The organism is Bradyrhizobium sp. Pha-3, from assembly GCF_042258325.1.
Taxonomy (GTDB): Bacteria; Pseudomonadota; Alphaproteobacteria; order Rhizobiales; family Xanthobacteraceae; genus Bradyrhizobium; species Bradyrhizobium elkanii.
This window is the reverse complement of sequence record NZ_CP170151.1, coordinates 4,533,626-4,556,652: the sequence shown is the minus strand read 5'-3', so window position 1 is coordinate 4,556,652 and position 23,027 is coordinate 4,533,626. Positions and strand designations below refer to the sequence as shown.

Below are 23,027 nucleotides of genomic sequence, written 5' to 3'. Positions count from 1 at the left end.
CGAACGTAACGGCACTGATGCGTACCGGGCGGAGCTGTGATTCCATCTTCTGCGATGATCACAGCCGATTCGCTCCCTGATGATGTCGCGACGCTGAAGGCGCTGGTGCTCGCCGGCCAGGCGGCCCAGCTTGCGGCGGAAGCCAAGGCACGCAATCTCGAAGCCGAGGTCCGCGCCCGCACGCTGCTGATCGAGCAGATGAAGTTCACGATCGCCAAGCTCAAGCACGAACAGCACGGCCAATCCTCCGAACGAGCCTCGGTGCTCGATCAGCTCGAGCTAGAACTCGCCGACCTCGAGGAGGATGCATCGGAGGCCGAAGCCGATGCGCAGCTGGCAGCCGAACGGGCCAAGGCCGCGAAGATAGACGTGCAGCCATTCGAGCGGCGGCGTCCGGCGCGGCGGCCGCTGCCCGAGGACCTGCCGCGGGAGCGCGTCGTTCATCCCGCGCCGGCCCATTGCCCGTGTTGCGGCGGCGACAGGTTGCGCAAGATCGGCGAGGACGTGACCGAGACGCTGGAGCTCGTGCCGCGGCAGTGGAAGGTGATCCAGCACGTCCGTGAGAAGTTCTCCTGCCGCGCCTGCGAGGCGATCAGCCAGCCGCCGGCGCCGTTCCATCCGATCTCGCGCGGGCGCGCTGGACCGCGTCTGCTCGCGCACATCCTATTCGCCAAATACGGATTGCACCTGCCCCTCAACCGGCAGAGCACGACGTATGCGCATGAAGGTGTGATCCTGGACGTCTCCACGCTGGCCGACTGGGTCGGCGCGGCGGCGGCGACATTGATGCCGCTGGTCGATGCGATCAAGGCGCATGTCCTCGCTGCCGAGCGCATCCATGCCGACGACACCACGGTGCCGGTTCTGGCCAAGGGCAAGACGCGCACGGGGCGCGTCTGGACCTATGTGCGCGACGATCGGCCCTTCGCCGGGCACGCGCCGCCGGCCGCCGTGTTCTTCTACTCGCCCGACCGCTCCGGCACCCATCCAGAGGCGCATCTTGCGACCTATGCCGGACCGATGCAGGCGGACGCCTATGCCGGCTTCAACAGGCTCTACGATCCATCGCGGAAGCCGGGCCCGATCATCGAGGTCGGCTGCTGGGCGCATGCACGGCGCAAGTTCTTCGAGATCGCACGGCTGAAGAAGGCGCCGATCGCGATCGAAGCGATCGCGAAGATCGACGCCCTGTTTGCGATCGAGCGCGACATCAACGGTCTGCCGGCCCACGAGCGCAAAGCCGCGCGCCATGCGCGCAGCCGCCCGCTGGTCGATGAGCTTCATACCTTCCTGCACGAGCGCCGCGCCAAGCTCTCCGGCAAGAGCGAGACCGCCAAGGCGATCGACTACAGCCTCAAGCGCTGGGAGGTGTTCACGCGCTTCATCGACGATGGCCGGCTGTGCATGACCAACAACGCGGCCGAACGCGAGCTACGCGCCGTGGCCGTCGGCCGCAAGAACTGGACCTTCGCCGGCTCCGACGATGGCGGCCGCCGTGCCGCCGCCATCTACACCCTGATCCAGACCGCCAAGCTCAACGATCTCGATCCGCCGGCCTGGTTGACGGACGTGCTGCTGCGGATCAATGATCATCCGGCGTCGAGGCTCGACGAGCTGCTGCCGTGGAATTGGTCAAAACCCAGAACCCTTGTCGCCGCTGCCTGATCAGATGAAGATCACGTTTAACGGAACTGACTTGTCGATTGCCACTGTCGAGCATCTGAGCCTTGCTCTGGATCGCATCGACAAGCAACCGCAGTTCGAACTCTGGATATCGGTACCGAACGGTCAGTCCTTAGCCATGCTGCGCAATGGTAGCCACGCTTGGCTTATGTATCTGCGGTTCAATGGTGATAGCGGCGTCGTGACAAAGGGTAACCCAGACCATCAGGGAACCTGCGCTTACACACTCTCCAACGGGCAGGTCGACGAGCATCCCCTATCCTGGTGCATAGATCTAGAAGAATGCTACAAAGCGATTGCGTACTTCTTCGTCAATGACGGAGCACGATACGATCACGTCGCGTGGCAAATCGCGTAACAGATCTGCCGCGGTCTTGGCCGGATGGATACTGTGGTCTGCCTGAGTTAGCTCTTTCAATTACCCACATCTCATACCTAGCTAATTACCCTGAAGCTGGAAGGCCAGAGGGGGCGAAAGCGCTTCTGAGAGCAGAACAGGATAAGCACATCCGTGCATACCTGCGGCAGTGCCTGCATTAGCCTTTGAGGTGCTCAAATGATCTGTGACGCAAAGTGGCACGGATCGGTTCGTCGATATATCGCTTAACAAGAAAGCTAAAAGCGATTGCAACTAGAGTCATGCTTGGTACCGCTAGCGCTGCATGGATCTGCGCAACCCAACCTGCCGAAGTTCCGCCGAACAATAGCATGAGTGGAACGTAGTGGGTCATATAAAGCGGATATGAAAGATCTCCGATAAACTCGCTAAAACGGTTGATCGACGGACTCCCGATTGCATTAGCGCCCAGCCAAACAAGGAGCGGATATACGATTGTGACGATCAGGAAATCGTAGGGCTTCCAAAGGAAGGGCCAAAAAAAGGTCGCAAGCATGATAAGCGGAAGGTAATATGCTGCCCCTGGCAACAGCGGTTGCCTGCCAATACGGCAAGCAACAACGCCCGCGATAAATGAAAAACCTACCCGTACAAAGCCAATCCAGAAGGTTCTGCGGTCGAAACCGCCGTTTAGGCTTCCGAAATCGTAGCACGTGTATGCCGTTGCAACCGCGGCGAAGGCGAGCATCGCTAGCAACCATCGAAGCGATAGTTGGCGCAGACAAAGAGCAAACGTTAGGCTCGCCACATACTCGCAAAGCAATGACCAGGCGGGAGCGACAAAAGGAAAAATAGGAAAGCTGGGATCGTGGACAAATAAGTGCGGCAACAGAAGTACGCTGCAGGTGAGGAGAATAAAAAACTCCGTGACACTAAAATTGAATAACGCAGCAGCCATAGGCGCATAGAATCGTCCGATTACAACCACAACGAAGCCCAACAAGGAGCCAATTACGACGAGCGGATGCAGTCGTATCAGACGCCTTTTAATAAGTTCTGTGGGTGACAATTCTACGCGAGAAGGGTCGTAGGCAAATGCCATTACATACCCTGACAAGCAAAAGAAAAAATCTACAGCGAGATAACCGTGAGGAATCCGGTTCTGAGGACCGAACTGAAAGGGTTCATAAAAATGTAAAACGGCGACACAGATGGCAGCAATTCCCCGCATGCCGTCAAGAATGCTCAGTCGCGCGACCTCTTTGGCAGCCAGCGACCCGGGGTCTTCGGGAAAGGCGTTGGGGGGCGGTAAATTCGGGGTGGCGCAGCTGGATTTGAGCATCGCGTTCGACATGTAGGATTCTGCAATTCTATTAACGCATCTGTCGCATTTCTTTACATATACATGCATATACATGCATATACATGCATATACCGTGTGCCGCTACACGGTCTGAGCACCGTCAACTGCTAGCCCGGCCTATTCGTCAGAGGGCGGCTTTTGGGCCCGATTGATGCGGCCGCACAGTAAGCCCCCGGTGACGGCCACCTTGCGTCGGCAGTGAGGCTTCGCGAAGCCATAGGACTAGTCCTGGAGCTAGGGTCCAGACTCAATTGAGCCAATATGCGACGAGAGCGGCGAGATGAACAGCGGCCAAAAAATTACGGGCGAGCTTGTCATATCGCGTGGCGATGCGCCGGAAGTCCTTGAGCCTGCAAAAGCAGCGTTCGATGACATTTCGTCCTTTGTAGGCGCGTTTGTTGAAGCGATGGATGACGACACGGTTAGATTTATTGGGGATTACGGGCTTGGCGCCACGACGAATGATTTCGCCGCGAAGCTTGTCGCCATCATACCCTTTGTCGGCGAGGAGCACGCTCATGGGTGGCGCGAGCGCCAGGACATCGGGAGCCGCAGCGATATCGGCATCCTGGCCTGGAGTCAGATGCAGGACGACCGGCCGGCAGAGCGGATCGCTCAGCGCATGGATTTTTGTCGTGCGGCCTCCGCGCGAGCGGCCGATTGCTTGATTGTGCTCCCCCCTTTTCCGCCGGAGGCACACCGGTGAGCTTTAATCGAGGTCGAGTCGAGCGACAGTACGACGCCGTCTTCGCCAGGCTTGGCCAGCGCTTCGAAGATTGCGCACCATCGTCCTCGCTTGGCCCAGCGATTGAAGCGATTGTAGATCGTCGTGTAAGGGCCGTATTCACGTGGACAATCACGCCATCGTGCACCCGATTGTGAGCGTCACGAGAGGAGCACTGGTGCCCGGGCTTGACTTGCGCGGAATGCTCTGGATAGCCCGGTCGGGATGATTGACGCTGCCGGCGCGCGGTGATGGGGTGATCCCGGTTTGGAGCGGGTAACGGGGATCAGAATGACCAGCGAGTCGCAGCTGCGCGAGAAGCTTCGGAAGATCGAGGCGTTGTTCGCGGGTGCAGGAACTGCTGGTGAGCGCTTGGCAGCGGAAGCCGCGCTGCAGCGGGTGCGTGCCCGGGTCGAGGAGCTCGCTCGCCACGATCCACCGATCGAGCAACAATTATCACTTCCTGACCAATGGTCGCGGCAGCTGTTTCTGGCACTTTGCCGCCGATACGGGCTGCGGCCGTTTCGTTACCGCCGCCAGCGACGCAACACGGTGATGATCCGCGCGTCACGGGGCTTCGTTGACAAGGTTCTGCTGCCGGAGTTCACCGAGCTGGAGAGGGCGCTGCAAGTCTATCTGCACGAGGTGACGCTGCGCGTGATCCGCGAAGAGATTTATGACGACACCAGCGACGCGCAGGAAGTTCCCGACGCCCTCCCGTCAAATTGATCAGGCAGCGAGCTTTGTCTCCAGAGCATCGCGCTCGGCCTTCCATGTCCACGGCAGCAATGTGTGCAGCTGATTGATCTTGGTGCGTCCGGAGACGATGCGCTCGAGAACGTCGGTCAGATAATGCCGTGGGTCGATATCTTGCAGCTTTGCCGAGTTGATGAGCGACGCGAGAATGGCCCATGTCTCGGCGCCGCCTTCGCTGCCCGCGAACAAATGGTTCTTCTTTCCAAGCCCTATCGGCTTGATGGTGCGCTCGACCGTATTGTTGTCTATTTCAATGCGTCCGTCATCGATGAAGCGCGTCAGGCCTTCCCAATGGTTTAGGGTGTAGCGGATGGCCTTGCCAAGGCCAGACTTCTTCGAGACTTCCAGCAGCCGCGCCTCGAGCCAGGGCTTGAAGTCCTCGATCAGCGGTCTGGTGTCAGTTTGCCGAACCGCAGCCCGCTGCGCCGCCGGCAGACCACGGATGCGGTCTTCGACGGCATAGAACATCGCAATCCGTTGCAGCGCTTCCGCGGCAATCGGCGACTTCGTCGCGACGTGAACGTCCCAGAACTTCCGCCGCGCATGCGCAAAGCAGAATGCCAGTTGCACCAGATGGCCGCCGTTCTTGATCAGACCCTTGTAGGCGGCATAGCCGTCAACCTGCAGAATGCCCCGGTAGTCTCCGAACAGCTGTTTGGCGCGGATCGCCTTGCGATCCTCGGCGAACACGTAGACCACCGCCGGCGGTGCCGGGCCGCCCCACGGCCGGTCATCGGTGGCGATCGCCCAGAACTGGCAGATCCTGGTCCTGCCACGGCCGGGATCAAGAACCGGCAGCGGTGTCTCATCGGCAAACAGCCGCGGGAAGGAGATCACCGTGTCGCGCAACAGCGCGTGAAGCGGCCTCAGCCACCAGGCGACGCGGCCCATCCACGAAGCCAGCGTCTGACGGTCGAGCGCGATGCCCTGCGCGGCAAACATCTGTTCCTGGCGATATAACGGCAGCTGGTAACCGTATTTCATCACCGCGATGTGAGCCAGCAAGGCTTCCGTCACCATCCCGCCCTCGACCGCCTGGGCCGGCGCGGCCGCCTGCAGCACACCCTGGCGGCACCCCCGGCAGCCATAGCGTGGGCGCATGATGCGCTTGACCCGGTACTGCATCGGAACGACATCGAAGGCTTCCTTGACGGTCTCCCCGATCCTGTGCAGCCGTTCGCCACAACAAGGACAGATGTCAGTCTCGACGTCGATCACGACATCAATGCGCGGCAGATGCTCCGGAAGCCTCCCCCGGTTGCGTCGCGCCGGTTGCTTTCCACGAGCCTCGGATCTGTCGGGCAGCTTGGCCCCGGGCGCATCATCATTGCCGGCCGCAGAAGCCGCCTGCGCCGCAATGGTGAAGAGAGACTGCTGTCCGGAATCCAGTGTCTCGGAGCGGGGACCGAAGATCGTGCGCTTGTACTGCGACAGGATCACCAGGAGCTTGTCGTTCTCCTGGATCGCAGCATCGCGCTGGGCGATCGCCGCATCACGTTCGGTCGCCAGCGTGCTACATTCCGCCGACAACACCGCAAGCCGTGACGACAACGCCATCACGGTTTGCTGGAGCAATGCTGGATCAGAAGGCAAATCAATCATGCAGCGTGTTTCTACTACAGCTCTGCATGAATGACGAACTACTCTTGACGATGATCAACCAGCTCGTGTTGGTTGATCCACAACCCGCATCGGCACACGCTTCCAATCCGAACCGTCAAGCAGTACCGAGAGCTGAGCATGAGATAGCGGCATGACGCCTTCCTTGATCGGCGGCCAGGTGAACTGCCCCTCGATTCTCTTGTAGTAAAGGACAAGGCCGCTTCCGTCCCAGGTCAGAATCTTCACGCGATCTCGGCGCTTGGAGCGAAACACCCACAGCCCGCCGTCGAACGGATCGGCTCCAAACGCCTCGCTCACCAGCAGCGCCAGCGAGTCCATGCCGCGACGGAAATCGACCGGCTGCGTCGCGATCCAGATCGACAACCCAGGTCGGAGCCCGATCATCGGCCAACCGTCCCGACTGCCGCCAGCACCTCGCAGAGTGCCCGCCGGTCGACCGTTCCCACGACACGGATGCGAACCGCGCCGACCTCGATCTCAATCGCCCCCTGCTCCTCGCATACCGGCAATTTGCCGCCGCAGCCAGTAATCGTGACCGGCACAAAGCCTGGTGCCACGCCTCCATCCCTGCGCGCCGCGACCTTTGCCCGCGTTGCCTGACGACGCCAAAGAAATAACAGGCCCGGGCTGATGTCGTACCGCCGCGCCACCCCGGAAGCGCTTGCACCCGGCGCGAAACTCTCCGCAACAATCGCCGCTTTCGCATCCGTCGACCAGCGCCGTCGGCGGCCAGTCCCCGTGATGATCTCGATGCGCTGCAACGTGTTAGAGCCGTCCTCAAGGATAGCCGTATGCCTATCCTTAGCGCCATCCTTACAACTATCCTTTGACATGGTGACCTCGTGAAAAACCAATCCACGAGGTCTTCCTAGCCGACCAGATCAGCCCTCAGGGCGTGGTCACCGGATGACGCTCACACCCGATTGCAGCATGTGAATGATGCCGCTGACGATGCGTCGGTCGTCGTCCCGATCCGGCCCCGTCAGTCCCCTCGGCAGATGCGGTTCGATACGCGCCCATTGCCTGTCGTTCAGCCAAAACAAACCAGCGCGCATTCTCTCGCCCCCGAATCAACACGTAGGCAAGAGAATCACGTGGCGCTATTTAGGTACAGACCCTAGTCCGGACTTAAGAATGCCGGGAAACACAGAGAGCCATCCGTAAGCGACGCTTGAAAGTAGAAGAAAGAATAAAGCCCAAGAAGCAGCCCGAACGTAGGGTCGCCCTGAGTTGAACAATGGTCGAATCAATAGCTCCAGCATTTGCGAAGTCTTCGTGGCCGCCCACGCTATGATCTGAGCGGCTGAAAGAGCTGCGGCAGCTTCGTCGCCGGAGCACCTAAGAAAAAGATAATTCCCAGCTGGAATATCGGCGGTTTGCTGTCGGATCGCCAGTTCCACATTCTGAGCGGCGCTGGCCTTTTTGAGGGAGACTGAAACCCACCAGACAAGCCCCGCAACAATGAACGAGACCAAGATGGTGAACAGCTTGGTTGACGTTATGATAGGCGAATTAAGGTGTTCTGCTATTTTCTCCATGGTTGAGAGATCAGGACGCCCTTCAGTGATCGCATTCCATAGACTTGCGTACGGGATCAACAGAAAAAAGATCAGCGCAGAGATGAGCTGAAAAGCTTCTCTCCTCGGACGAATGGCTGTGAACGGCGTGGATAAAAATGCGCAGCCTCCTAACGTTTTTGCCGCTTCTGGGTGTTCCTTGAGGAAGTAAGCAATAGCGCTTCCCCCGTGGCTGTGGCCGATAATGAAAATCGTTTCATTTGCCGCAGCGCGCTGAACCTTTTGTACCAATGTGAGGATCGCCGAAGCCGCCGCCCGACGATCCTTTGCCCAATTTCTTCCAGTCCACGTTAGTTGTTCAAATACTGGCTCGTCACCGGCTGCGCGCGCCGCTTCTGCTAGACCATCCTGCAAGGCAGGCCAACGGGCGGACTTCGTCCAAGTCCCATGCACGAGGATGAATGTAGCCATGGCAGGCCTCCAAACTCAATCCTAGCGGTCGGCGGCGGTCGACGCTGATCGCGAGGCAGGAGGGCTACCTAAGGTCGGACGCTCTCGACCGGATTCGCGAGACCCCCGTTGTCATTAGCCAGCGATATCCAGAAGCGATTATCCACACCGCGAAAGATCAGATCAGATCGCTTGTCGCCGTTGATGTCTGCGAAGAAGACCTGACCATCAAGAAATGGCCCGCCATGTCCGATACTCTCGACCGGATTCGCGAGTCCTCCTTTGCCATCAGCCAGCGATATCCAGAAGCGGCTGTCCTGTCCGCGAAATATTAGGTCCGCCCGACCGTCACCGTTTACGTCAGCAAAAAATACTTGGTCTTCAAGAAATGGCCCGCCATGCCGGATGCTCTCGACCGGATTCGCGAGTCCTCCTTTGCCATCAGCCAGCGATATCCAGAAGCGGCTGTCCTGTCCGCGAAATACTAGGTCCGCCCGACCGTCACCGTTTACGTCAGCAAGAGATACTTGGTCTACAAGATATGATCCGCCATGCCGGATACTCTCGACCGGATTCGCGAGACCCCCGTTGTCATTAGCCAGCGATATCCAGAAGCGATTATCCACACCGCGAAAGATCAGATCAGATCGCTTGTCGCCGTTGATGTCTGCGAAGAAGACCTGACCATCAAGAAATGGCCCGCCATGTCCGATACTCTCGACCGGATTCGCGAGTCCTCCTTTGCCATCAGCCAGCGATATCCAGAAGCGGCTGTCCTGTCCGCGAAATATTAGGTCCGCCCGACCGTCACCGTTTACGTCAGCAAAAAATACTTGGTCTTCGAGAAATGGCCCGCCATGCCGGATACTCTCGACTGGATTCGCGAGTCCTCCTTTGCCATCAGCCAGCGATATCCAGAAGCGATTATCCACACCGCGAAAGATCAGATCAGATCGCTTGTCGCCGTTGATGTCTGCGAAGAAGACCTGACCATCGCGAAACGGTCCGCCATGCCCAATGCTTGCGACAGGCTTCGCCAGCAACCCACCGCCGTCAGCCAGTGAAATCCAGAACCGATTGCCGAAGTCTCTAAAAATAAGGTCCGGTTTATCATCACCATTTACATCTGCCATGCTGGCCTGATGGCCGGCCCATGGCGGTGCCGGTTGCCGTGCTATTCCCCAACACTGAAGCTTGTACTTCGCTTGCGGCTGAAATGGGGTTTTCATCCTTAGTGCTATCCCCAAATCGGGGTCACTGGTCCTATTGCGACAGCCGTCAGGACATGGGTTTCCTGGGCCGTGGCCAACATCAACCCAATCGCTCCAGACTTGCCCACAATCAGGTTCATTAGCGGTGGGCAGCGAAGAGGAGCAACCTGCATTGGGCGAATACGTGAATGGATAGGGAGAACAATCAAATTGGCACTGCCGGGAATCTTGCACACAATAGGGCCGCTGGTTCATGTTTGGACCCGACGTGCAAGAACAATATCCCTGCGCGGCAGCAACGTCTGAAAGAAACATACCTAGAATGAATGCTACAATCGTCCACAACAACGCCATCGCATCGGTCCCTTTCCTGGTTGACCTCAGCCAAGTTGCAATTTCGGCCAAAGGCCCCGAAGCACTTTGAAAATTTCTGTGCCGCTGTTCTCCCCTGACCGCTGTCGGAGAACTGACAACCGTCAGGATACGTGCCCTATCTCATGCACGCACGCTCGGCAGTGGTGCTCGGAGGCTGCTCGCTAAGGTTGATCTAGATCAAAGAACATCCGGCAAAGCTATCAGGATGTCTGCGGTACATCAGGTCAGGCGGCCTGCCGCATCTCTTCCTCGGCATCCATTGGCGAGCTGATGATCCGCCTGATCTCGTCGGCGAGCTTCTGCAGCGCCGCGCGCTTCTCCTCGATGCGCGGGTCCTGATCGTAATGCTTGCCGGTCACCGCCGCGACCGCGCCATGGTCATCGCTCTTGATGGTGTGGTCAAGGCAGAGCGAGATCGTCGCGCGGCTGATGCCGATGGAGCCCATCAGGCTGGCGGCAGTGCGGCGCAGATCATGCGGCGTGAAGGGCTTGATGCCGAGCTGCTCGCAAAGGCCCACGGAGCGCACGCGGCCATTGCTGGCCTTATTGCCGCGCAGCGCGCAGGCCATGGCTTTTTTGTTCAGCGGCTCGGTGCTCCAACGGCCCGCGAACATCCACGGATAGTTACCCATCGCTTCCTTGGAGATCTCGACCGCCAGATCGGACAGCGGCTGATGGATCACGCGGTTTGCCTTCACCCGCTCCTCGGGGACCACCACCAGCGGATTCCTGCTGCTCAGGCCGTCGCGGCCCAGCTCATCGCGATGGATGTGCAGCAGCTCGACCGAGCGCAGCATGCTGACCAGCGCGAACTTCAGCGCAAGGCAGATGCGCCGATCAACGGTGATGTCAGGCCGATCCAGCCCGCGCCAGAGCAGCCTGATCTCCTCGCGGCTCAGCTTGCGCTTGCGCGGTTCCTCGGCTGGCAGCAGCGGCAGGTTCACGCAAGGGCTGGTGCTGACGTAGTCGCGGCCAGCTTCAGCCGCCCAGTTGAAGAGGCCTGAGACGGCCTTGCGCATATGGCGGGCGCTGCTGACCGATGCCTTCAGCGGCTTGCCGTTGGCGATCAGCTTGCCTGCGAGGATATCGGCCTGCAGCTGCGCGATGTCGTGCTTGGTGACCTCGCTCGCGATCATCCTGCCGAGGCGCGGGCGCACGAAACGGTTCAGGTGGCGGCTTTGCTCTTGCCAGCTCTTCATGCGCGGCGCTTTCTTGATCACGACACCATGCTCAGCGTGGCGGCGCGTCTCGATCTCCTCGCTGATCCACGCGATGCGCTTGTCGATGATCTCGCCGACCGTGATGCCTGCCTGTTTGGCCTGCAGCCTGCGAACCTGCCGCGCGGTCTGCGCGATATCCTCGCCGTTGGCGATCCTAACCTTCAGCTTCCACGCTTCCTTGCGCCAGAAGATCACATCGTGCTCGCCCTTCTGATAGACGCCCAGGCGATGCGTGCCGCGCGTTTTGGTGATGGGATTGGTATACTTCAGGAAGAAGGTCGGCGGCGCTGATGGGCTCAGGCTGACGTAGAGGCCGGAGCAGGAGGCGTCGTAAATTTTGCGGCGCTGCTTCACTTCGGCGCGGCAGTCTCGTTCGGTGATGTTGGGCATTGGGTGCTCTCAAGGCGATGCGATGCGGGGGTGCCGCGCTGGGGCCCTGCCCCAGTAGCGGCGGTTCAGCGGCGCGCCCATCAGCCTTGCAGATCAAGGATATTCCCAAATGAGCCTATTTTTATAGGGTAAAGATACGCTCAGCGGGTATCAGATCGGCTCGCCGAGTATCAAAATAAGGCCCACACGACTTCGCCGTCCGCGTCACGCGCACTCGTCAGTTGCGCAATCGGCGTCCACCGCATCTCGACCCACGTTCGTGACGACCGCGAAGCGCCCCTCGTGTCGGGTGAGACGGGCAAAGTGTCGGGTGAGACGGGCAAATCATACCCTGAGTTGCGCTTCTGATAAAGCGAAATATTTTTACGAAGGGGCCTTGCGCCGTCGGGCAACTCAGTGGCAGGGGGCGCCCCTCCCGCCGTCATTCCGGGGCAGCTCCGACGGATTGCGCGAACGCGCGCCCGATGACGGCTCCGGGCTGCGCCCGGAATCGATCGCGCCACAAAAACAGGCGGCGGGATAGGCGCGCGAGAGTTCGTTGGCTGCCGCCGAAGGTCTCCCGATCGACGTTTCATGAACCGCCCTGCCCGCTGCCGTGTTAGATATGACGGCAACGGGCGCGAGGATGGATGTCGGACAATCATTTGGACGGAGTTGATTGGGCCGCACTTGCCGCGTTGGTCGACGCCATCCCGCAGCTTGCGTGGATCGCCGACGCCTCCGGCGACATCAATTGGTACAATCGGCGTTGGTACGACTACACGGGCACTGACTTCGAACAGATGCAGGGTTGGGGGTGGCAGAAGGTTCATCACCCCGAGCACGTGGACCGCGTCGTCGCAAAAATCAAAATGTCGTTCGAAACCGGAACGCCATGGGAAGATACTTTTCCATTGCGGGGTAAGGACGGCACCTATCGGTGGTTTCTCTCGCGCGCGCTCCCATTTCGTGATGCCGCGGGCCAGATCATTCGTTGGTATGGAACGAACACCGACATTACCGAGCGCAAAGAAATGGAGAGCGCGCTTCGTCATAGCGAAGAGCAACTGAATTTGCTTGCGTCGATAGTCCATTCGACTGACGACATCATCGTAAGCAAAAATCTGGATGGCATCATCTCGAGCTGGAACAAGGGCGCCGAACGCGTCTTTGGCTACACAGCGGCGGAGGCAATCGGACAGCCGATCACAATGATCATTCCGGAGAACCGGCATGCTGAAGAACGGGAAATACTGTCGAAGATAAGGCATGGAGAGCGCATCGAGCATTTCGAGACTATCCGTCAACGTAAAGACGGCACTCAGATTGTAGTCTCGCTGACTGTTTCTCCCGTCAAGAACAGCGATGGCGTTATCGTCGGTGCTTCCAAGATCGCTCGCGACATTACCGATCAGAAGCAAATCCAGGAGCGAATTTCCGTACTTGCACGGGAGGCCGAACACCGAAGCAAGAATTTGCTCGCCAATGTGAACGCTATGGTCAATCTGTCGCGGGCCGATACTGTCGATGAGCTCAAGCAGTCGGTACAGGGACGCATTCAAGCTCTCGCGAACGTTCATTCGCTTTTTGCGGCAACCCGCTGGATCGGAGCGGAATTGACGCCGATCCTCAAGCAGGAGTTTGCCCCATATTCCGCTGAGGTGGACAATCGTGTGCGCATGAGCGGACCTCAAGTGCTGCTTGAACCAGACCTTGCGCAAGCGGTTGCCATAGTCATCCATGAATTGGCAACGAACGCTGCAAAATATGGCGCCCTTTCCACGAACCATGGCTGCATCGACGTGACGTGGTCCGACGCCGACCGGAAGTTGCAACTTGTCTGGGCCGAGACCAATGGTCCGAGGGTATTGCCGCCGAGCCGCGCAGGCTTTGGCAGCAAGATTATCCAGGTTATGGCTGCCGAGCGAACAGGCACTGCCTCTTTTGATTGGCGTCCCGAGGGAATGGTCTGCCGGATCATTTTTCCGCTTTGATCGCTTCGCACAGAAGCTGTCCGTGTTTGGTCCTTCGCGACATACCGCGCTCCGCACGAACTTGGCCGCGCAGGCTCTTCTGCTTCGCGTTCCGCGTGCAGGAACTTCGTGTCTGTCGGTCCGTTAACGGTTCATCACCGCACGGCTTCGGGTATCTATCGGTGCTGAGAACGCCTTTCGCGCTCCCGCCGAACGCTACAGGGAGCAGCACCATGCAGAAACGGCGTCGTTTCAGGCAAACGCAATCGTTGGAAGAGCGGCTCACGGACGAGGCCAAGAGCCTGCGCGAGGAAGCCAAGACGCTTCCACCATGCGCAAGGAAGGAAGCCTGCTGAGGAAGGCGCGGCATGACGAGACCGCCGCCCATTTGACGGAGTGGCTGACGTCACCGGGGCTGAAGCCGCCCGGTTAGAAACTATCCCCTGATTGCTGCGTTCTAGGAGATCACTGGCACGAGACCCCTTGGGCGCCGGTGGCTGAGAGTTTGTGCGCGCTCCCGCCTTGCATGGATGGGAGTGCTCCAGATGGCCCTCTTTTTCTTCGACATCCAAAGCGGCCGCGAATTCTTTGCGGACGAGGATGGCCTCGATTTGCCCAATCAAAAGGCCGCCGAAATCGAAGCAATGCAAACCCTAGCCGGGATGGTGAAGGACTCGGTCTTTATAAACGAACGGCCCGATATGGCGATTGAAGTTCGCTCCGCATCCGAGCGGCTGTTTTGCGTCTCCCTGATCTATCGGAAGTCGGGCACCAAGCATTAAGGCGGTATCGACCTGAGCACTCGACGCCCTTACCGAAGGATGAGAATCATTTGTGCCGATCTTCTTCCGTCTGGTTGGCATCCCCGAGCTTGCGGCGAACGTATTCAGCCAGATCGCCGATCTCGGCGGCGGACAAGTCGTTCTGCCCATCCTGCAATTTACCCGGCCGCCAGCTTCGGTGGCGACGGAGGTGACCAGCACTCCGTGCGATTCCTGCCGTGCTCCTTGGCCTGGTAGAGCGCCGCGTCGGCGGCCTTCATCAGGGCGTCGATCCCGGGCATGCTTGTGAGGGCCTCGGCAACGCCGATGCTCACCGTGAGTGACACCGGTCGATCATCCGCGCCCACCGTCAACGCTTCCGCCCTCTTGCGGATGCGCTCGGCGACGGTTCGGGCGCGCGACAATGTGGTCTCCGGCAGCAGGACCGCGAACTCCTCGCCTCCGACGCGGCCGACGACGTCGGACTTGCGCTTGCCCCGAATGCAAATCCCGGCAACAGCCCTGATGGCCTCGTCACCGGCCGCATGGCCGAAGCGATCATTGATGCTCTTGAAGTGATCGATATCGACCATCAGCACGGATACGGAACGATAGTAGCGCTCGAACCGGCTCCACTCCGCATCCAGCGTCGTCAGGAAGTGCCTGCGGTTGAACAATCCGGTGAGCGGATCGGTGGTCGCAAGCACCTCCAGCTGCCGTGCGTTGCGTACGAGATCGGTCACGTCGACGAAGGTGAGCATGCGACCGCCGTTTGCCATCGTCGAGCAATGGATCCTGATATGGCGGCCGTCCGGCGTCTGCACGTCGCGCTTGTGATCGCCTGCCTTGATCTCGGCGATCCGCTGCGCGGGAAAGGCCCTGACTTGCTCTGGGGTCGCGCCCGCCGGAACGGCGCGGCGGTTGCGCGTGAGCAGCGTGATGTATGCCGGATGCCGCGCGACCTCCTCCTCGCTCACCTCCCAGAATTCCCGCATTCGCCGATTGAGGAAGACCGCATTGAGATCGCGGTCGAGCAGGACGACGCCGTCCTCCACGTTCTCGAGCGCACCGGTCAGCACCTTCAGCTTGTCCGATGCGCGCACGATGTCGGTCACGGGCGTGTAGCTCATCATCCGGCCGCCGTCGGGCAGCGGTGTGCACTGACATCGAACCACATCACCATTGCTGCGCCTAAGATCGATCGGGTTTGGGTCCCCGACGCTTACGAGGCGGACGCGCTCGGCAACATAGGCTTCGAGCTGCGCGGCCGGCAGCTCGTAGGCCATGGTCTTGCAGCCGTGATGCATCAGGTCGGTGAAGGTGGGGTTGCGATCGGCAACCTCGTTCGGAAGCCGCCACATGTTCCGAAACGCGCGGTTGATGAACAGGGCCTTCAACTCCGCGTCCAACAGCAGGATGCCGACGGGGATCTGATCGAGCGCCGCGCGCAGCGCCAGCATGTGCCCGCGCAGAATATCGCCGCTGCGCCGCTCCGGAATGGCGGCCGGCGCAGGAGCGGCAGGCGCGGGCGCCGCAGCGTTGGCCTGCTGCTCTTCAAAAACCAGGCCGAGCTGGCGGTCCGATTGCCACAGCCGTTTGCATGGCTTCACCTGATTGCTGCCGACGAGCAACAGTTGAATGTGATCGGGAATGCCAACGACACTTTCTAGTTCCACGGTGGCGCCCGTCTCCGTGAGCTGGCGGACCGTGCAGTCGAAGGCCGACCGGCCGAAGTTGAAGACGATTTTTCCGGCCAGAAACGTTCGGCCGCGGGAAGCTGACACCTGTCCGGACATGGCGAGAATCCACCTGGAGCAATTGCGAGCCCCCTCACCTCAGCACGTTTGAGTCACCAAGCCATGAACGCTTTCGGGAGGGTTTAATCGGGAGCCGACCCGATGACGCCGGCTGTGTGCGCCGCAAAACGGGTTCCAACCGACATGGACGATCCGAACACCTCCCATCTGAGAAAAGCTTCGGTTCGCTCCAACCATCTTACCGCTCATGCGCTTCCGCCTTCGTTGTTCAAGCTACGGCGGACAAGTCGCTCCCATCAATCGGTCAAGGTCACTGCCGAGAAGAATTTAGTTCTACCCTATAATTATGCTGCGCTAGACGCAGTCGGAGTAGTAGCGTCGCAACTCCCTCAGTAACAGTCAGGGAAACTCCCGCCATGTCTGCTCTTCAAGCGAAGCTGGAACGATTTGAGATCCTCGCCGACGAATGCGAGCTGATCGCTAGCAGGACGCTGGATGGGAGCAACCGCGAACTGTACCAGCGGCTGGGCGGGCACTATCGCGAGCTGGCGACCGATATGAGGGCCGTGATCGCGACGATCAACGCTCCGGCAGCGTAAGAAAAAGGGCCGCTCGAAACAACGAGCGGCCCAAGTCTAGGGAGGAAACGCCCTCAAGGAGGGCGGCGATAGCGCAAGGCGCTGTCGCACCATACGCATATGGGTTGAGAGTCCAGCTTCGGGAGCCCAGACGGCGCAAGCCGGGGGCGCAACTATGTGCCTTGAATCTGCGCTTCGCAGCGCATAACTCCGAGCGCGAGCGCTGAAGATTGAGGCGGCTGCAATCCCGATACCCATCAATGCCGCCCGGGCCGCGATCGGTATCGCTTCCGCCTTCGCTCCTCGAGCAACGGCGGACAAATCGCTCCAAACGTCCCACATTTACGATTTGGCGAGCCGCCTGCGTTTCGCGTTGAGCGCGGACGCAACACGGCTCACCGGCGGGCGGCCGAGCAATCCGGCGACCTCGTTCGTCGTGGCCAGCAGCCTGTCCATGTCGATCCCTGTCTTCACGCCCATGCCCTCGAGCATGTAGACGACGTCCTCCGTCGCCACATTGCCGGTGGCGCCGGGGGCGTAGGGGCAGCCGCCGAGACCGCCGGCGGCGGCATCGATGACGCGGACGCCCTCTTCCATGCCGGCATAGAGATTGGCGAGCGCCTGGCCAAAGGTGTCGTGGAAGTGCATCGCGAGGTTGCCGACCGGCAACTCAGAACCGACCGCACGCAGCAACTGCTTGGCCTTCAGCGGCGTGCCGACGCCGATGGTGTCGCCGAGCGAGATCTCGTAGCAGCCGAGATCCCACAGCGTCACCGCGAGGTCGGCGACCGCCTTCGGCTTGATCTCGCCGTCGAACGGACAGCCGAGCACGCAGGAGATATAGCCGCGCACCCTGACGCCGTCGGCCTTGGCGCGGGCCAGCACCGGCTTGAAGCGCTCGATCGACTCCGCGACCGAGCAATTGATGTTGGCGCGGGAGAAGCCTTCGGAGGCCGCCGCGAACACCGAGACCACCTGGGCGCCCGCCGCGCGCGCGGCGTCATAGCCCTTTTCGTTCGGCACCAGCACATGGAATTCGGCGCCCTTGACGTGGCTGACGCCGCGCAGCACCTGGTCGGAGCTTGCCATCTGCGGGATCGCCTTCGGCGACACGAAGGCGCCGACCTCGACGGTATTGAGCCCGGCCGCCACCAGCGCCTCGACGAAGGCGATGCGCGCCTCGACGCTGACCGGCGTCTTCTCGTTCTGCAGGCCGTCGCGCGGCCCCATCTCGACGAGTTGGATCTGATCGCTCATGACGCGGCCGCAGGTTCGACTTCGGCAAGCTCGACGCCCTCGCCGACGATGTCGCCGACCTTGCATTTGAGCTTCTTCAGCACCCCGGCATAGGGCGCGCGCAGGGTCTGCTCCATCTTCATCACTTCCAGGGTGAGGATCGGCGCGCCCTTCTCGAGCGTCGCGCCCTCTTCGGCCAGCAGCGCGACCACGGTGCCCGGCAGGGGAGCGACGATCTTGTCCTCGCCGACCTGCTCCTCGCTCTCGCCGCCGAACGGATCCACCCAGTGCAGGTCGAAGCGGCCGTTGCGGGTGCGCAAGTAAAGTTCGTGGCCCTCGATCACAGAGGCAATGCGCGACTTGAGGCCGTTGAGCGTCAGGTCGAAGCCATCTTCGCCTGACGACGAGATGGCGAAAGCCAACTCGCGCCCACCGATAGATAGCGTAGACGGTCCGTTGCCATAGTGCAGCGTGATGGTCTGGGCCGGCTCATGGCTCTGCCGGAACGAAAACACCCGCTGACGGCGGCCGACCGGCATCCAGCCGAAGGCCTGCCAGGGCGAGTTCACCTCGCGCCGCGCCGCCTTCTGCTCGTCGTTGACGATCGCAGCGACTGCTGCGCAAAGCTCGAACTCGCCGGCCGCGCCGGTGCCTGATGTCAGGTTCTTCAGCTCGCGCTCGATGAAGCCGGTATCGATCGCATTGGCCCTTGTATCCGGATGCGTCACCAGCGCCGACAGGAACGGGATGTTGGTGACGATGCCGCGGACATCGGTCTCCTGCAGCCCGCGATTGAGCTTGTCGATCGCGCCCTCACGGGTCGGCGCCCAGGCGATCACCTTGGCGAGCATCGCGTCATAGTAAGGCGAGACGTTATCGCCGCTGCGATAGCCGGCATCGATGCGCAGGCCGTCGCCTTCCTGTGGCGTGCGCCAGGTCTTGATGCGGCCGACCGAGGGCATAAAGTTCTTCTGCGGATTTTCGGCGTAGACGCGCGCCTCGATGGCGTGCCCGTTCAGCCTGATCTCGTCCTGCTTCAGCGGCAGCGCCTCGCCGAACGCGACGCGGAGCTGCCATTCGACGAGATCGACGCCGGTGATCAGTTCGGTGACGGGATGTTCGACCTGCAGGCGGGTGTTCATCTCGATGAAGAACACGTCCTTGCCGTCGGAGACGAACTCGATGGTGCCGGCGCCGATGTAGTTGACCGCGCCGGCGGCCTTGCGGGCAGCCTCGCAAACCGTCTCGCGTTGCGCGGCGTTCAGCGTCGGCGACGGCGCCTCCTCGATCACCTTCTGGTGGCGGCGCTGCAGCGTACATTCGCGCTCCCACAGCGAGAGCAGATTGCCGTGGCTGTCGCCGATGATCTGCACCTCGATGTGGCGCGGGTTCTGCACGTATTTCTCGATCAGCATGCGGTCGTCGCCGAATGCCGCTTTGGCCTCGCGCTTGGCGCTGGTGATCGCGGCCGTGAGTTCAGCCGCCGAATTGACCACGCGCATGCCGCGGCCGCCGCCGCCGGCGGACGCCTTCACCAGCACGGGGAAGCCGATCCGGTTGGCGGCCTCCGCCAAGGTCGCCTCGTCCTGCGCCTCGCCGTGATAGCCGGGCACCAAGGGCACGCCGGCCTTCTCCATCAGCGCCTTCGAGCCGGACTTCGAGCCCATCGCCGTCATCATCTCGGCGGTCGGGCCGACGAACACCAAACCTGCTTCAAGACAGGCCTGCGCGAACTCCGCATTTTCAGACAGGAAGCCGTAGCCGGGATGCACCGCCTCCGCGCCGGTCTCCTTGGCCGCCGCGATGACGCGCTCGATGTTGAGATAGCTGTCGCGGGCCCGGGCCGGACCGAGCAGCACGGCCTCGTCGGCGAGCGCGACATGCATCGCGTCGCGGTCGGCCTCGGAATAAACAGCGACGGTGCGCAGCCCCATGGCGCGCGCCGAGCGGATGACGCGGCAGGCGATCTCGCCGCGGTTGGCGATCAGAAGCGTGCGGAAACGCCGGGTGAGTTTTGAGCGGTCCATGGTCAGTTCCTGGGTCACATCCTGAACAGGCCGAATTTCGTGGGCTCGATCGGCGCGTTGGCTGCCGCCGACAGGCCTAGCCCGAGCACGAGGCGCGTATCGGCCGGATCGATCACGCCGTCGTCCCACAACCGCGCCGTCGCGTAATAGGGATTGCCCTGCTTCTCGTATTGCGCGCGGATCGGCTCGCGGAACTTGTCTTCCTCTTCCGCCGACCAGCTCTCGCCCTTGGCCTCGATGCCGTCGCGGCGAACTTGACTGAGCACCATCGAGGCCTGCTCGCCGCCCATCACGGAGATGCGCGCGTTGGGCCACAGCCAGAGGAAGCGCGGGCTGTAGGCGCGGCCGCACATGCCGTAATTGCCGGCGCCGTAGGAGCCGCCGATCACGACGGTGAATTTCGGCACGCCGGCGGTGGCGACCGCCGTCACCAGCTTGGCGCCGTCGCGCGCGATGCCGCCCGCCTCGTATTTCTTGCCGACCATGAAGCCGGTGATGTTCTGCAGGAACACCAGGGGAATGCCGCGCTGGCAGCACAGCTCGATGAAATGCGCGCCCTTCAGCGAGCTCTCGCTGAACAGGATGCCGTTGTTGGCGATGATGCCGACCGGATAGCCAAAGATATGGGCGAAGCCGCAGATCAGCGTGGTGCCGTAGAGCTTCTTGAACTCGTCGAATTCGGAGCCGTCGACGATCCGCGCGATGATGTCGTGCACGTCGAACGGCTTTCTGCCGTCGGCGGAGACCACGCCATAGATCTCCTCGGCCGGAAACAGCGGCTCCTGCGCAGGGCGCATGTTGAGCAGTGCCTTCACCGGCTGCTTCAGCGTGCCGACGATGCGGCGCGCGATCCCGATCGCGTGGGCATCGTTTTGCGCATAGTGATCGGTCACGCCCGACTGGCGGGAGTGGACATCGGCGCCGCCGAGCTCTTCGGCGGTGACGACCTCGCCGGTCGCGGCCTTCACCAGCGGCGGACCACCGAGGAAGATCGTGCCCTGGTTGCGCACGATGATGCTCTCGTCGGACATCGCCGGCACATAGGCGCCGCCGGCGGTACAGGAGCCCATCACGATCGCGATCTGCGGGATGCCCTTCGACGACATCTGGGCCTGGTTGTAGAAGATGCGGCCGAAATGCCGCTCGTCGGGAAAGATCTCGTCCTGCAGCGGCAGGAAGGCGCCGCCGGAATCCACCATGTAGACGCAGGGCAGATTGTTCTGCCGCGCGATGTCCTGGGCGCGCAGATGCTTCTTCACCGTCATCGGGTAATAGGTGCCGCCCTTGATGGTGGCGTCGTTGGCGACGATGATGCACTCGCGCCCCGCGATGCGCCCGACGCCGGTGATGACGCTGGCGGAATGCACGTCACCGCCATAGAGCCCGTTGGCGGCGAGCGGCGACAGCTCGAGGAACGCCGTACCGGGGTCGACCAAAAGATCGACGCGATCGCGCGCCAGCATCTTGCCGCGCGAGGTGTGCCGCTTGCGCGAGGTCTCGCCGCCGCCGCCGGCCACCTGGTTGAGCTTTCCGCGGAGCTCCGCGACCAGGCCGCGCATCACCTCGGCGTTGCGGGCGAATTCAGAAGATGTGGGATCGATCGTCGAATGAAGCGGCATCGGTGTTGCACGTTTCGTTGGAGTATCGGTGGGGTTCAAGATCATCATCGTGCCGGGGTGAGCTGCCACCGTCGATGCGGTGACAGGCCTCACCCCGCCCCTCACCCCGCCAGCGCGGGGCGAGGGAGAAGACATCAGGCCGTCTTGGCGAACAGCTCGCGGCCGATCAGCATGCGGCGGATCTCGCTGGTGCCGGCGCCGATCTCGTAGAGCTTTGCGTCGCGCAGCAAGCGGCCGGTCGGATAGTCGTTGATGTAGCCGTTGCCGCCCAAGAGCTGGATCGCATCCAGCGCGCACTGGGTGGCCTTCTCCGCGGCATAGAGGATGGCGCCGGCGGCATCCTCGCGCGTGGTCTCGCCGCGGTCGCAGGCTTTCGCCACGGCGTACACATAGGCGCGCGAGGCGTTCATCGTGGTGTACATGTCGGCGACCTTGCCCTGCACCAGCTGGAACGAGCCGATCGGCTCGCCGAACTGCTTGCGCTCGTGGACGTAGGGCAGCACCACGTCCATGCAGGCCTGCATGATGCCGATCGGCCCCGCCGCCAGCACCGCGCGCTCATAGTCGAGACCACTCATCAGCACATTGACGCCGCGGCCGACCTCGGAGAGCACGTTCTCCTCCGGCACCTCGCAATCCTCGAACACCAGTTCGCAGGTGTCGGAGCCGCGCATGCCGAGCTTGTCGAGCTTCTGCGCGGTGGAAAATCCCTTCATGCCCTTTTCAATGATGAAGGCGGTGATGCCGCGCGGGCCGGCGTTCGGATCGGTCTTGGCGTAGACCACCAGCGTATCGGCGACCGGGCCGTTGGTGATCCACATCTTGTTGCCGTTCAGCACGAAGCGGTCGCCCTTCCTGTCGGCGCGGGTCTTCATCGAGACCACGTCCGAGCCCGCGGACGGCTCGGACATCGCGAGCGAGCCGACGTGCTCGCCCGAGATCAGCTTCGGCAGATATTTGCGCTTCTGCGCCTCGTTGCCGTTGCGGCGGATCTGGTTGACGCAGAGGTTGGAATGGGCGCCGTAGGACAGGCCGACCGCGGCCGACGCCCGCGAGATCTCCTCGACCGCGATGCAGTGCTCGAGATAGCCGAGGCCCGACCCGCCATACTCTTCCTCGACGGTGATGCCGTGCAGGCCGAGCGCGCCGATCCGGGGCCATAGGTCGCGCGGAAACTGGTTGCTGCGGTCGATCTCGGCGGCGCGCGGCGCGATCTCGTTGGTCGAGAAGTCATGCACCGTCTCGCGGATCGCATCCGCGGTCTCGCCAAGGTCGAAATTGAAGATTGCCGCCTGGTTCGAGGCCATGATCCCCTCCCGTGAGATTCATCTTGCAATTAAACGATCATACGTTTTTTTCTTGGCTTCGCAAGCAATCGTGCTATGGTTTGGGCGCGAAATCCGCAGTTCATTGAATTCACTGGGATTTCGTGCGATATACATACGGTC

General features: G+C 61.3%; 18 protein-coding genes and 2 pseudogenes. 6 read left to right on the top strand and 14 right to left on the bottom strand.

Annotated elements, in window-relative coordinates; all coding sequences use genetic code 11:
• Nucleotides 1–54 precede the first annotated feature (54 nt).
• Together ACE10X_RS21205 and ACE10X_RS21200 are read left to right on the top strand one after the other, a co-directional pair.
• Nucleotides 55–1,665: an IS66 family transposase gene (locus ACE10X_RS21205; RefSeq protein WP_075969262.1), complete on the top strand. Its 1,611-nt coding sequence runs from the start codon at nucleotides 55–57 to the stop codon at nucleotides 1,663–1,665.
• Between the two features lie 4 nt (nucleotides 1,666–1,669).
• Nucleotides 1,670–2,041, top strand: coding sequence for an Imm1 family immunity protein (locus tag ACE10X_RS21200; protein WP_075969264.1), 372 nt, complete (start codon nucleotides 1,670–1,672; stop codon nucleotides 2,039–2,041).
• A 178-nt stretch (nucleotides 2,042–2,219) separates the two neighbouring features.
• Here the strand turns inward: ACE10X_RS21200 and ACE10X_RS21195 are convergent, their stop codons facing one another.
• Nucleotides 2,220–3,374 (bottom strand): acyltransferase, encoded by a 1,155-nt coding sequence (locus ACE10X_RS21195; RefSeq protein WP_223153693.1) that lies wholly within the window; start codon nucleotides 3,372–3,374, stop codon nucleotides 2,220–2,222.
• 256 nt (nucleotides 3,375–3,630) lie between these two features.
• Nucleotides 3,631–4,262: pseudogene (locus ACE10X_RS21190) on the bottom strand (IS5-like element ISBj2 family transposase); the annotation flags it as partial.
• Between the two features lie 136 nt (nucleotides 4,263–4,398).
• On the opposite strand from ACE10X_RS21190, the gene ACE10X_RS21185 reads away from it, so the two are divergent.
• Nucleotides 4,399–4,836, top strand: coding sequence for a hypothetical protein (locus ACE10X_RS21185; RefSeq protein WP_018270227.1), 438 nt, complete (start codon nucleotides 4,399–4,401; stop codon nucleotides 4,834–4,836).
• On the opposite strand, the gene ACE10X_RS21180 is transcribed toward ACE10X_RS21185, so the two are convergent.
• The 7 genes and pseudogenes from ACE10X_RS21180 to ACE10X_RS21150 all read right to left on the bottom strand — a co-directional run bounded on the left by ACE10X_RS21180 (nucleotide 4,837) and on the right by ACE10X_RS21150 (nucleotide 11,649).
• Nucleotides 4,837–6,420 (bottom strand): IS66 family transposase, encoded by a 1,584-nt coding sequence (locus ACE10X_RS21180; RefSeq protein ID WP_018270228.1) that lies wholly within the window; start codon nucleotides 6,418–6,420, stop codon nucleotides 4,837–4,839.
• Between the two features lie 99 nt (nucleotides 6,421–6,519).
• Complete coding sequence (gene tnpB, locus ACE10X_RS21175; RefSeq protein ID WP_026192390.1) at nucleotides 6,520–6,870, bottom strand: IS66 family insertion sequence element accessory protein TnpB; 351 nt, start codon at nucleotides 6,868–6,870, stop codon at nucleotides 6,520–6,522.
• Nucleotides 6,867–7,247 (bottom strand): transposase, encoded by a 381-nt coding sequence (locus ACE10X_RS21170; protein ID WP_157183433.1) that lies wholly within the window; start codon nucleotides 7,245–7,247, stop codon nucleotides 6,867–6,869. Before ACE10X_RS21170 ends, tnpB begins: the two co-directional genes overlap by 4 nt.
• 156 nt (nucleotides 7,248–7,403) lie before the next feature.
• Nucleotides 7,404–7,563 (bottom strand): annotated as a pseudogene (locus ACE10X_RS21165) (IS5/IS1182 family transposase); the annotation flags it as partial.
• A 23-nt stretch (nucleotides 7,564–7,586) separates the two neighbouring features.
• Entirely contained in the window at nucleotides 7,587–8,474 is an 888-nt protein-coding gene (locus ACE10X_RS21160) for an alpha/beta fold hydrolase (protein ID WP_375764534.1), read from the bottom strand.
• Nucleotides 8,475–8,542: 68 nt separating this feature from the next.
• Complete coding sequence (locus tag ACE10X_RS21155; protein WP_375764533.1) at nucleotides 8,543–9,586, bottom strand: FG-GAP repeat domain-containing protein; 1,044 nt, start codon at nucleotides 9,584–9,586, stop codon at nucleotides 8,543–8,545.
• A gap of 677 nt (nucleotides 9,587–10,263) precedes the next feature.
• Nucleotides 10,264–11,649, bottom strand: a complete 1,386-nt coding sequence (locus tag ACE10X_RS21150; protein WP_375764532.1) for a tyrosine-type recombinase/integrase — start codon at nucleotides 11,647–11,649, stop codon at nucleotides 10,264–10,266.
• Between the two features lie 629 nt (nucleotides 11,650–12,278).
• On the opposite strand from ACE10X_RS21150, the gene ACE10X_RS21145 reads away from it, so the two are divergent.
• Together ACE10X_RS21145 and ACE10X_RS21140 are read left to right on the top strand one after the other, a co-directional pair.
• A complete protein-coding gene (locus ACE10X_RS21145) occupies nucleotides 12,279–13,622 on the top strand; it encodes a sensor histidine kinase (RefSeq protein WP_375764531.1) in 1,344 nt (447 codons plus the stop codon).
• Nucleotides 13,623–14,146: 524 nt separating this feature from the next.
• A complete protein-coding gene (locus ACE10X_RS21140; protein WP_375764530.1) occupies nucleotides 14,147–14,383 on the top strand; it encodes a DUF6894 family protein in 237 nt (78 codons plus the stop codon).
• Between the two features lie 158 nt (nucleotides 14,384–14,541).
• On the opposite strand, the gene ACE10X_RS21135 is transcribed toward ACE10X_RS21140, so the two are convergent.
• Nucleotides 14,542–16,158, bottom strand: coding sequence for a diguanylate cyclase (locus ACE10X_RS21135; RefSeq protein WP_375764529.1), 1,617 nt, complete (start codon nucleotides 16,156–16,158; stop codon nucleotides 14,542–14,544).
• 377 nt (nucleotides 16,159–16,535) lie between these two features.
• On the opposite strand from ACE10X_RS21135, the gene ACE10X_RS21130 reads away from it, so the two are divergent.
• Nucleotides 16,536–16,718: a hypothetical protein gene (locus tag ACE10X_RS21130; RefSeq protein WP_016846867.1), complete on the top strand. Its 183-nt coding sequence runs from the start codon at nucleotides 16,536–16,538 to the stop codon at nucleotides 16,716–16,718.
• 321 nt (nucleotides 16,719–17,039) lie between these two features.
• On the opposite strand, the gene ACE10X_RS21125 is transcribed toward ACE10X_RS21130, so the two are convergent.
• The 4 genes from ACE10X_RS21125 to ACE10X_RS21110 all read right to left on the bottom strand — a co-directional run bounded on the left by ACE10X_RS21125 (nucleotide 17,040) and on the right by ACE10X_RS21110 (nucleotide 22,886).
• The gene (locus tag ACE10X_RS21125) at nucleotides 17,040–17,954 is read right to left on the bottom strand and encodes a hydroxymethylglutaryl-CoA lyase (protein WP_375764528.1); all 915 of its coding nucleotides are present in this window, start codon (nucleotides 17,952–17,954) and stop codon (nucleotides 17,040–17,042) included.
• Nucleotides 17,951–19,960 carry an acetyl/propionyl/methylcrotonyl-CoA carboxylase subunit alpha gene (locus ACE10X_RS21120; protein WP_038386824.1) on the bottom strand — a complete coding sequence of 670 codons (2,010 nt, stop codon included), beginning with the start codon at nucleotides 19,958–19,960 and terminating at the stop codon, nucleotides 17,951–17,953. Before ACE10X_RS21120 ends, ACE10X_RS21125 begins: the two co-directional genes overlap by 4 nt.
• Nucleotides 19,961–19,974: 14 nt before the next feature.
• On the bottom strand, nucleotides 19,975–21,579 hold the full coding sequence (locus ACE10X_RS21115) for a carboxyl transferase domain-containing protein (RefSeq protein WP_375764527.1): 1,605 nt from the start codon (nucleotides 21,577–21,579) through the stop codon (nucleotides 19,975–19,977).
• Nucleotides 21,580–21,713: 134 nt separating this feature from the next.
• On the bottom strand, nucleotides 21,714–22,886 hold the full coding sequence (locus tag ACE10X_RS21110; protein ID WP_028342091.1) for an isovaleryl-CoA dehydrogenase: 1,173 nt from the start codon (nucleotides 22,884–22,886) through the stop codon (nucleotides 21,714–21,716).
• Nucleotides 22,887–23,027: the final 141 nt, after the last annotated feature.

Bases quoted from the DNA above. Each gene is read 5' to 3' on its own strand.
- ACE10X_RS21130 (WP_016846867.1), top strand. From the start codon at position 16,536: ATGTCTGCTCTTCAAGCGAAGCTGGAACGATTTGAGATCCTCGCCGAC.
- ACE10X_RS21150 (WP_375764532.1), bottom strand. From the start codon at position 11,649: ATGCCCAACATCACCGAACGAGACTGCCGCGCCGAAGTGAAGCAGCGC.
- ACE10X_RS21180 (WP_018270228.1), bottom strand. From the start codon at position 6,420: ATGGCGTTGTCGTCACGGCTTGCGGTGTTGTCGGCGGAATGTAGCACG.
- ACE10X_RS21120 (WP_038386824.1), bottom strand. From the start codon at position 19,960: ATGGACCGCTCAAAACTCACCCGGCGTTTCCGCACGCTTCTGATCGCC.
- ACE10X_RS21155 (WP_375764533.1), bottom strand. From the start codon at position 9,586: ATGGCAGATGTAAATGGTGATGATAAACCGGACCTTATTTTTAGAGAC.
- ACE10X_RS21125 (WP_375764528.1), bottom strand. From the start codon at position 17,954: ATGAGCGATCAGATCCAACTCGTCGAGATGGGGCCGCGCGACGGCCTG.
- ACE10X_RS21140 (WP_375764530.1), top strand. From the start codon at position 14,147: ATGGCCCTCTTTTTCTTCGACATCCAAAGCGGCCGCGAATTCTTTGCG.
- ACE10X_RS21195 (WP_223153693.1), bottom strand. From the start codon at position 3,374: ATGTCGAACGCGATGCTCAAATCCAGCTGCGCCACCCCGAATTTACCG.
- ACE10X_RS21135 (WP_375764529.1), bottom strand. From the start codon at position 16,158: ATGTCCGGACAGGTGTCAGCTTCCCGCGGCCGAACGTTTCTGGCCGGA.
- ACE10X_RS21145 (WP_375764531.1), top strand. From the start codon at position 12,279: ATGTCGGACAATCATTTGGACGGAGTTGATTGGGCCGCACTTGCCGCG.
- ACE10X_RS21200 (WP_075969264.1), top strand. From the start codon at position 1,670: ATGAAGATCACGTTTAACGGAACTGACTTGTCGATTGCCACTGTCGAG.
- ACE10X_RS21115 (WP_375764527.1), bottom strand. From the start codon at position 21,579: ATGCCGCTTCATTCGACGATCGATCCCACATCTTCTGAATTCGCCCGC.
- ACE10X_RS21160 (WP_375764534.1), bottom strand. From the start codon at position 8,474: ATGGCTACATTCATCCTCGTGCATGGGACTTGGACGAAGTCCGCCCGT.
- ACE10X_RS21110 (WP_028342091.1), bottom strand. From the start codon at position 22,886: ATGGCCTCGAACCAGGCGGCAATCTTCAATTTCGACCTTGGCGAGACC.
- ACE10X_RS21185 (WP_018270227.1), top strand. From the start codon at position 4,399: ATGACCAGCGAGTCGCAGCTGCGCGAGAAGCTTCGGAAGATCGAGGCG.
- ACE10X_RS21205 (WP_075969262.1), top strand. From the start codon at position 55: ATGATCACAGCCGATTCGCTCCCTGATGATGTCGCGACGCTGAAGGCG.
- tnpB (WP_026192390.1), bottom strand. From the start codon at position 6,870: ATGATCGGGCTCCGACCTGGGTTGTCGATCTGGATCGCGACGCAGCCG.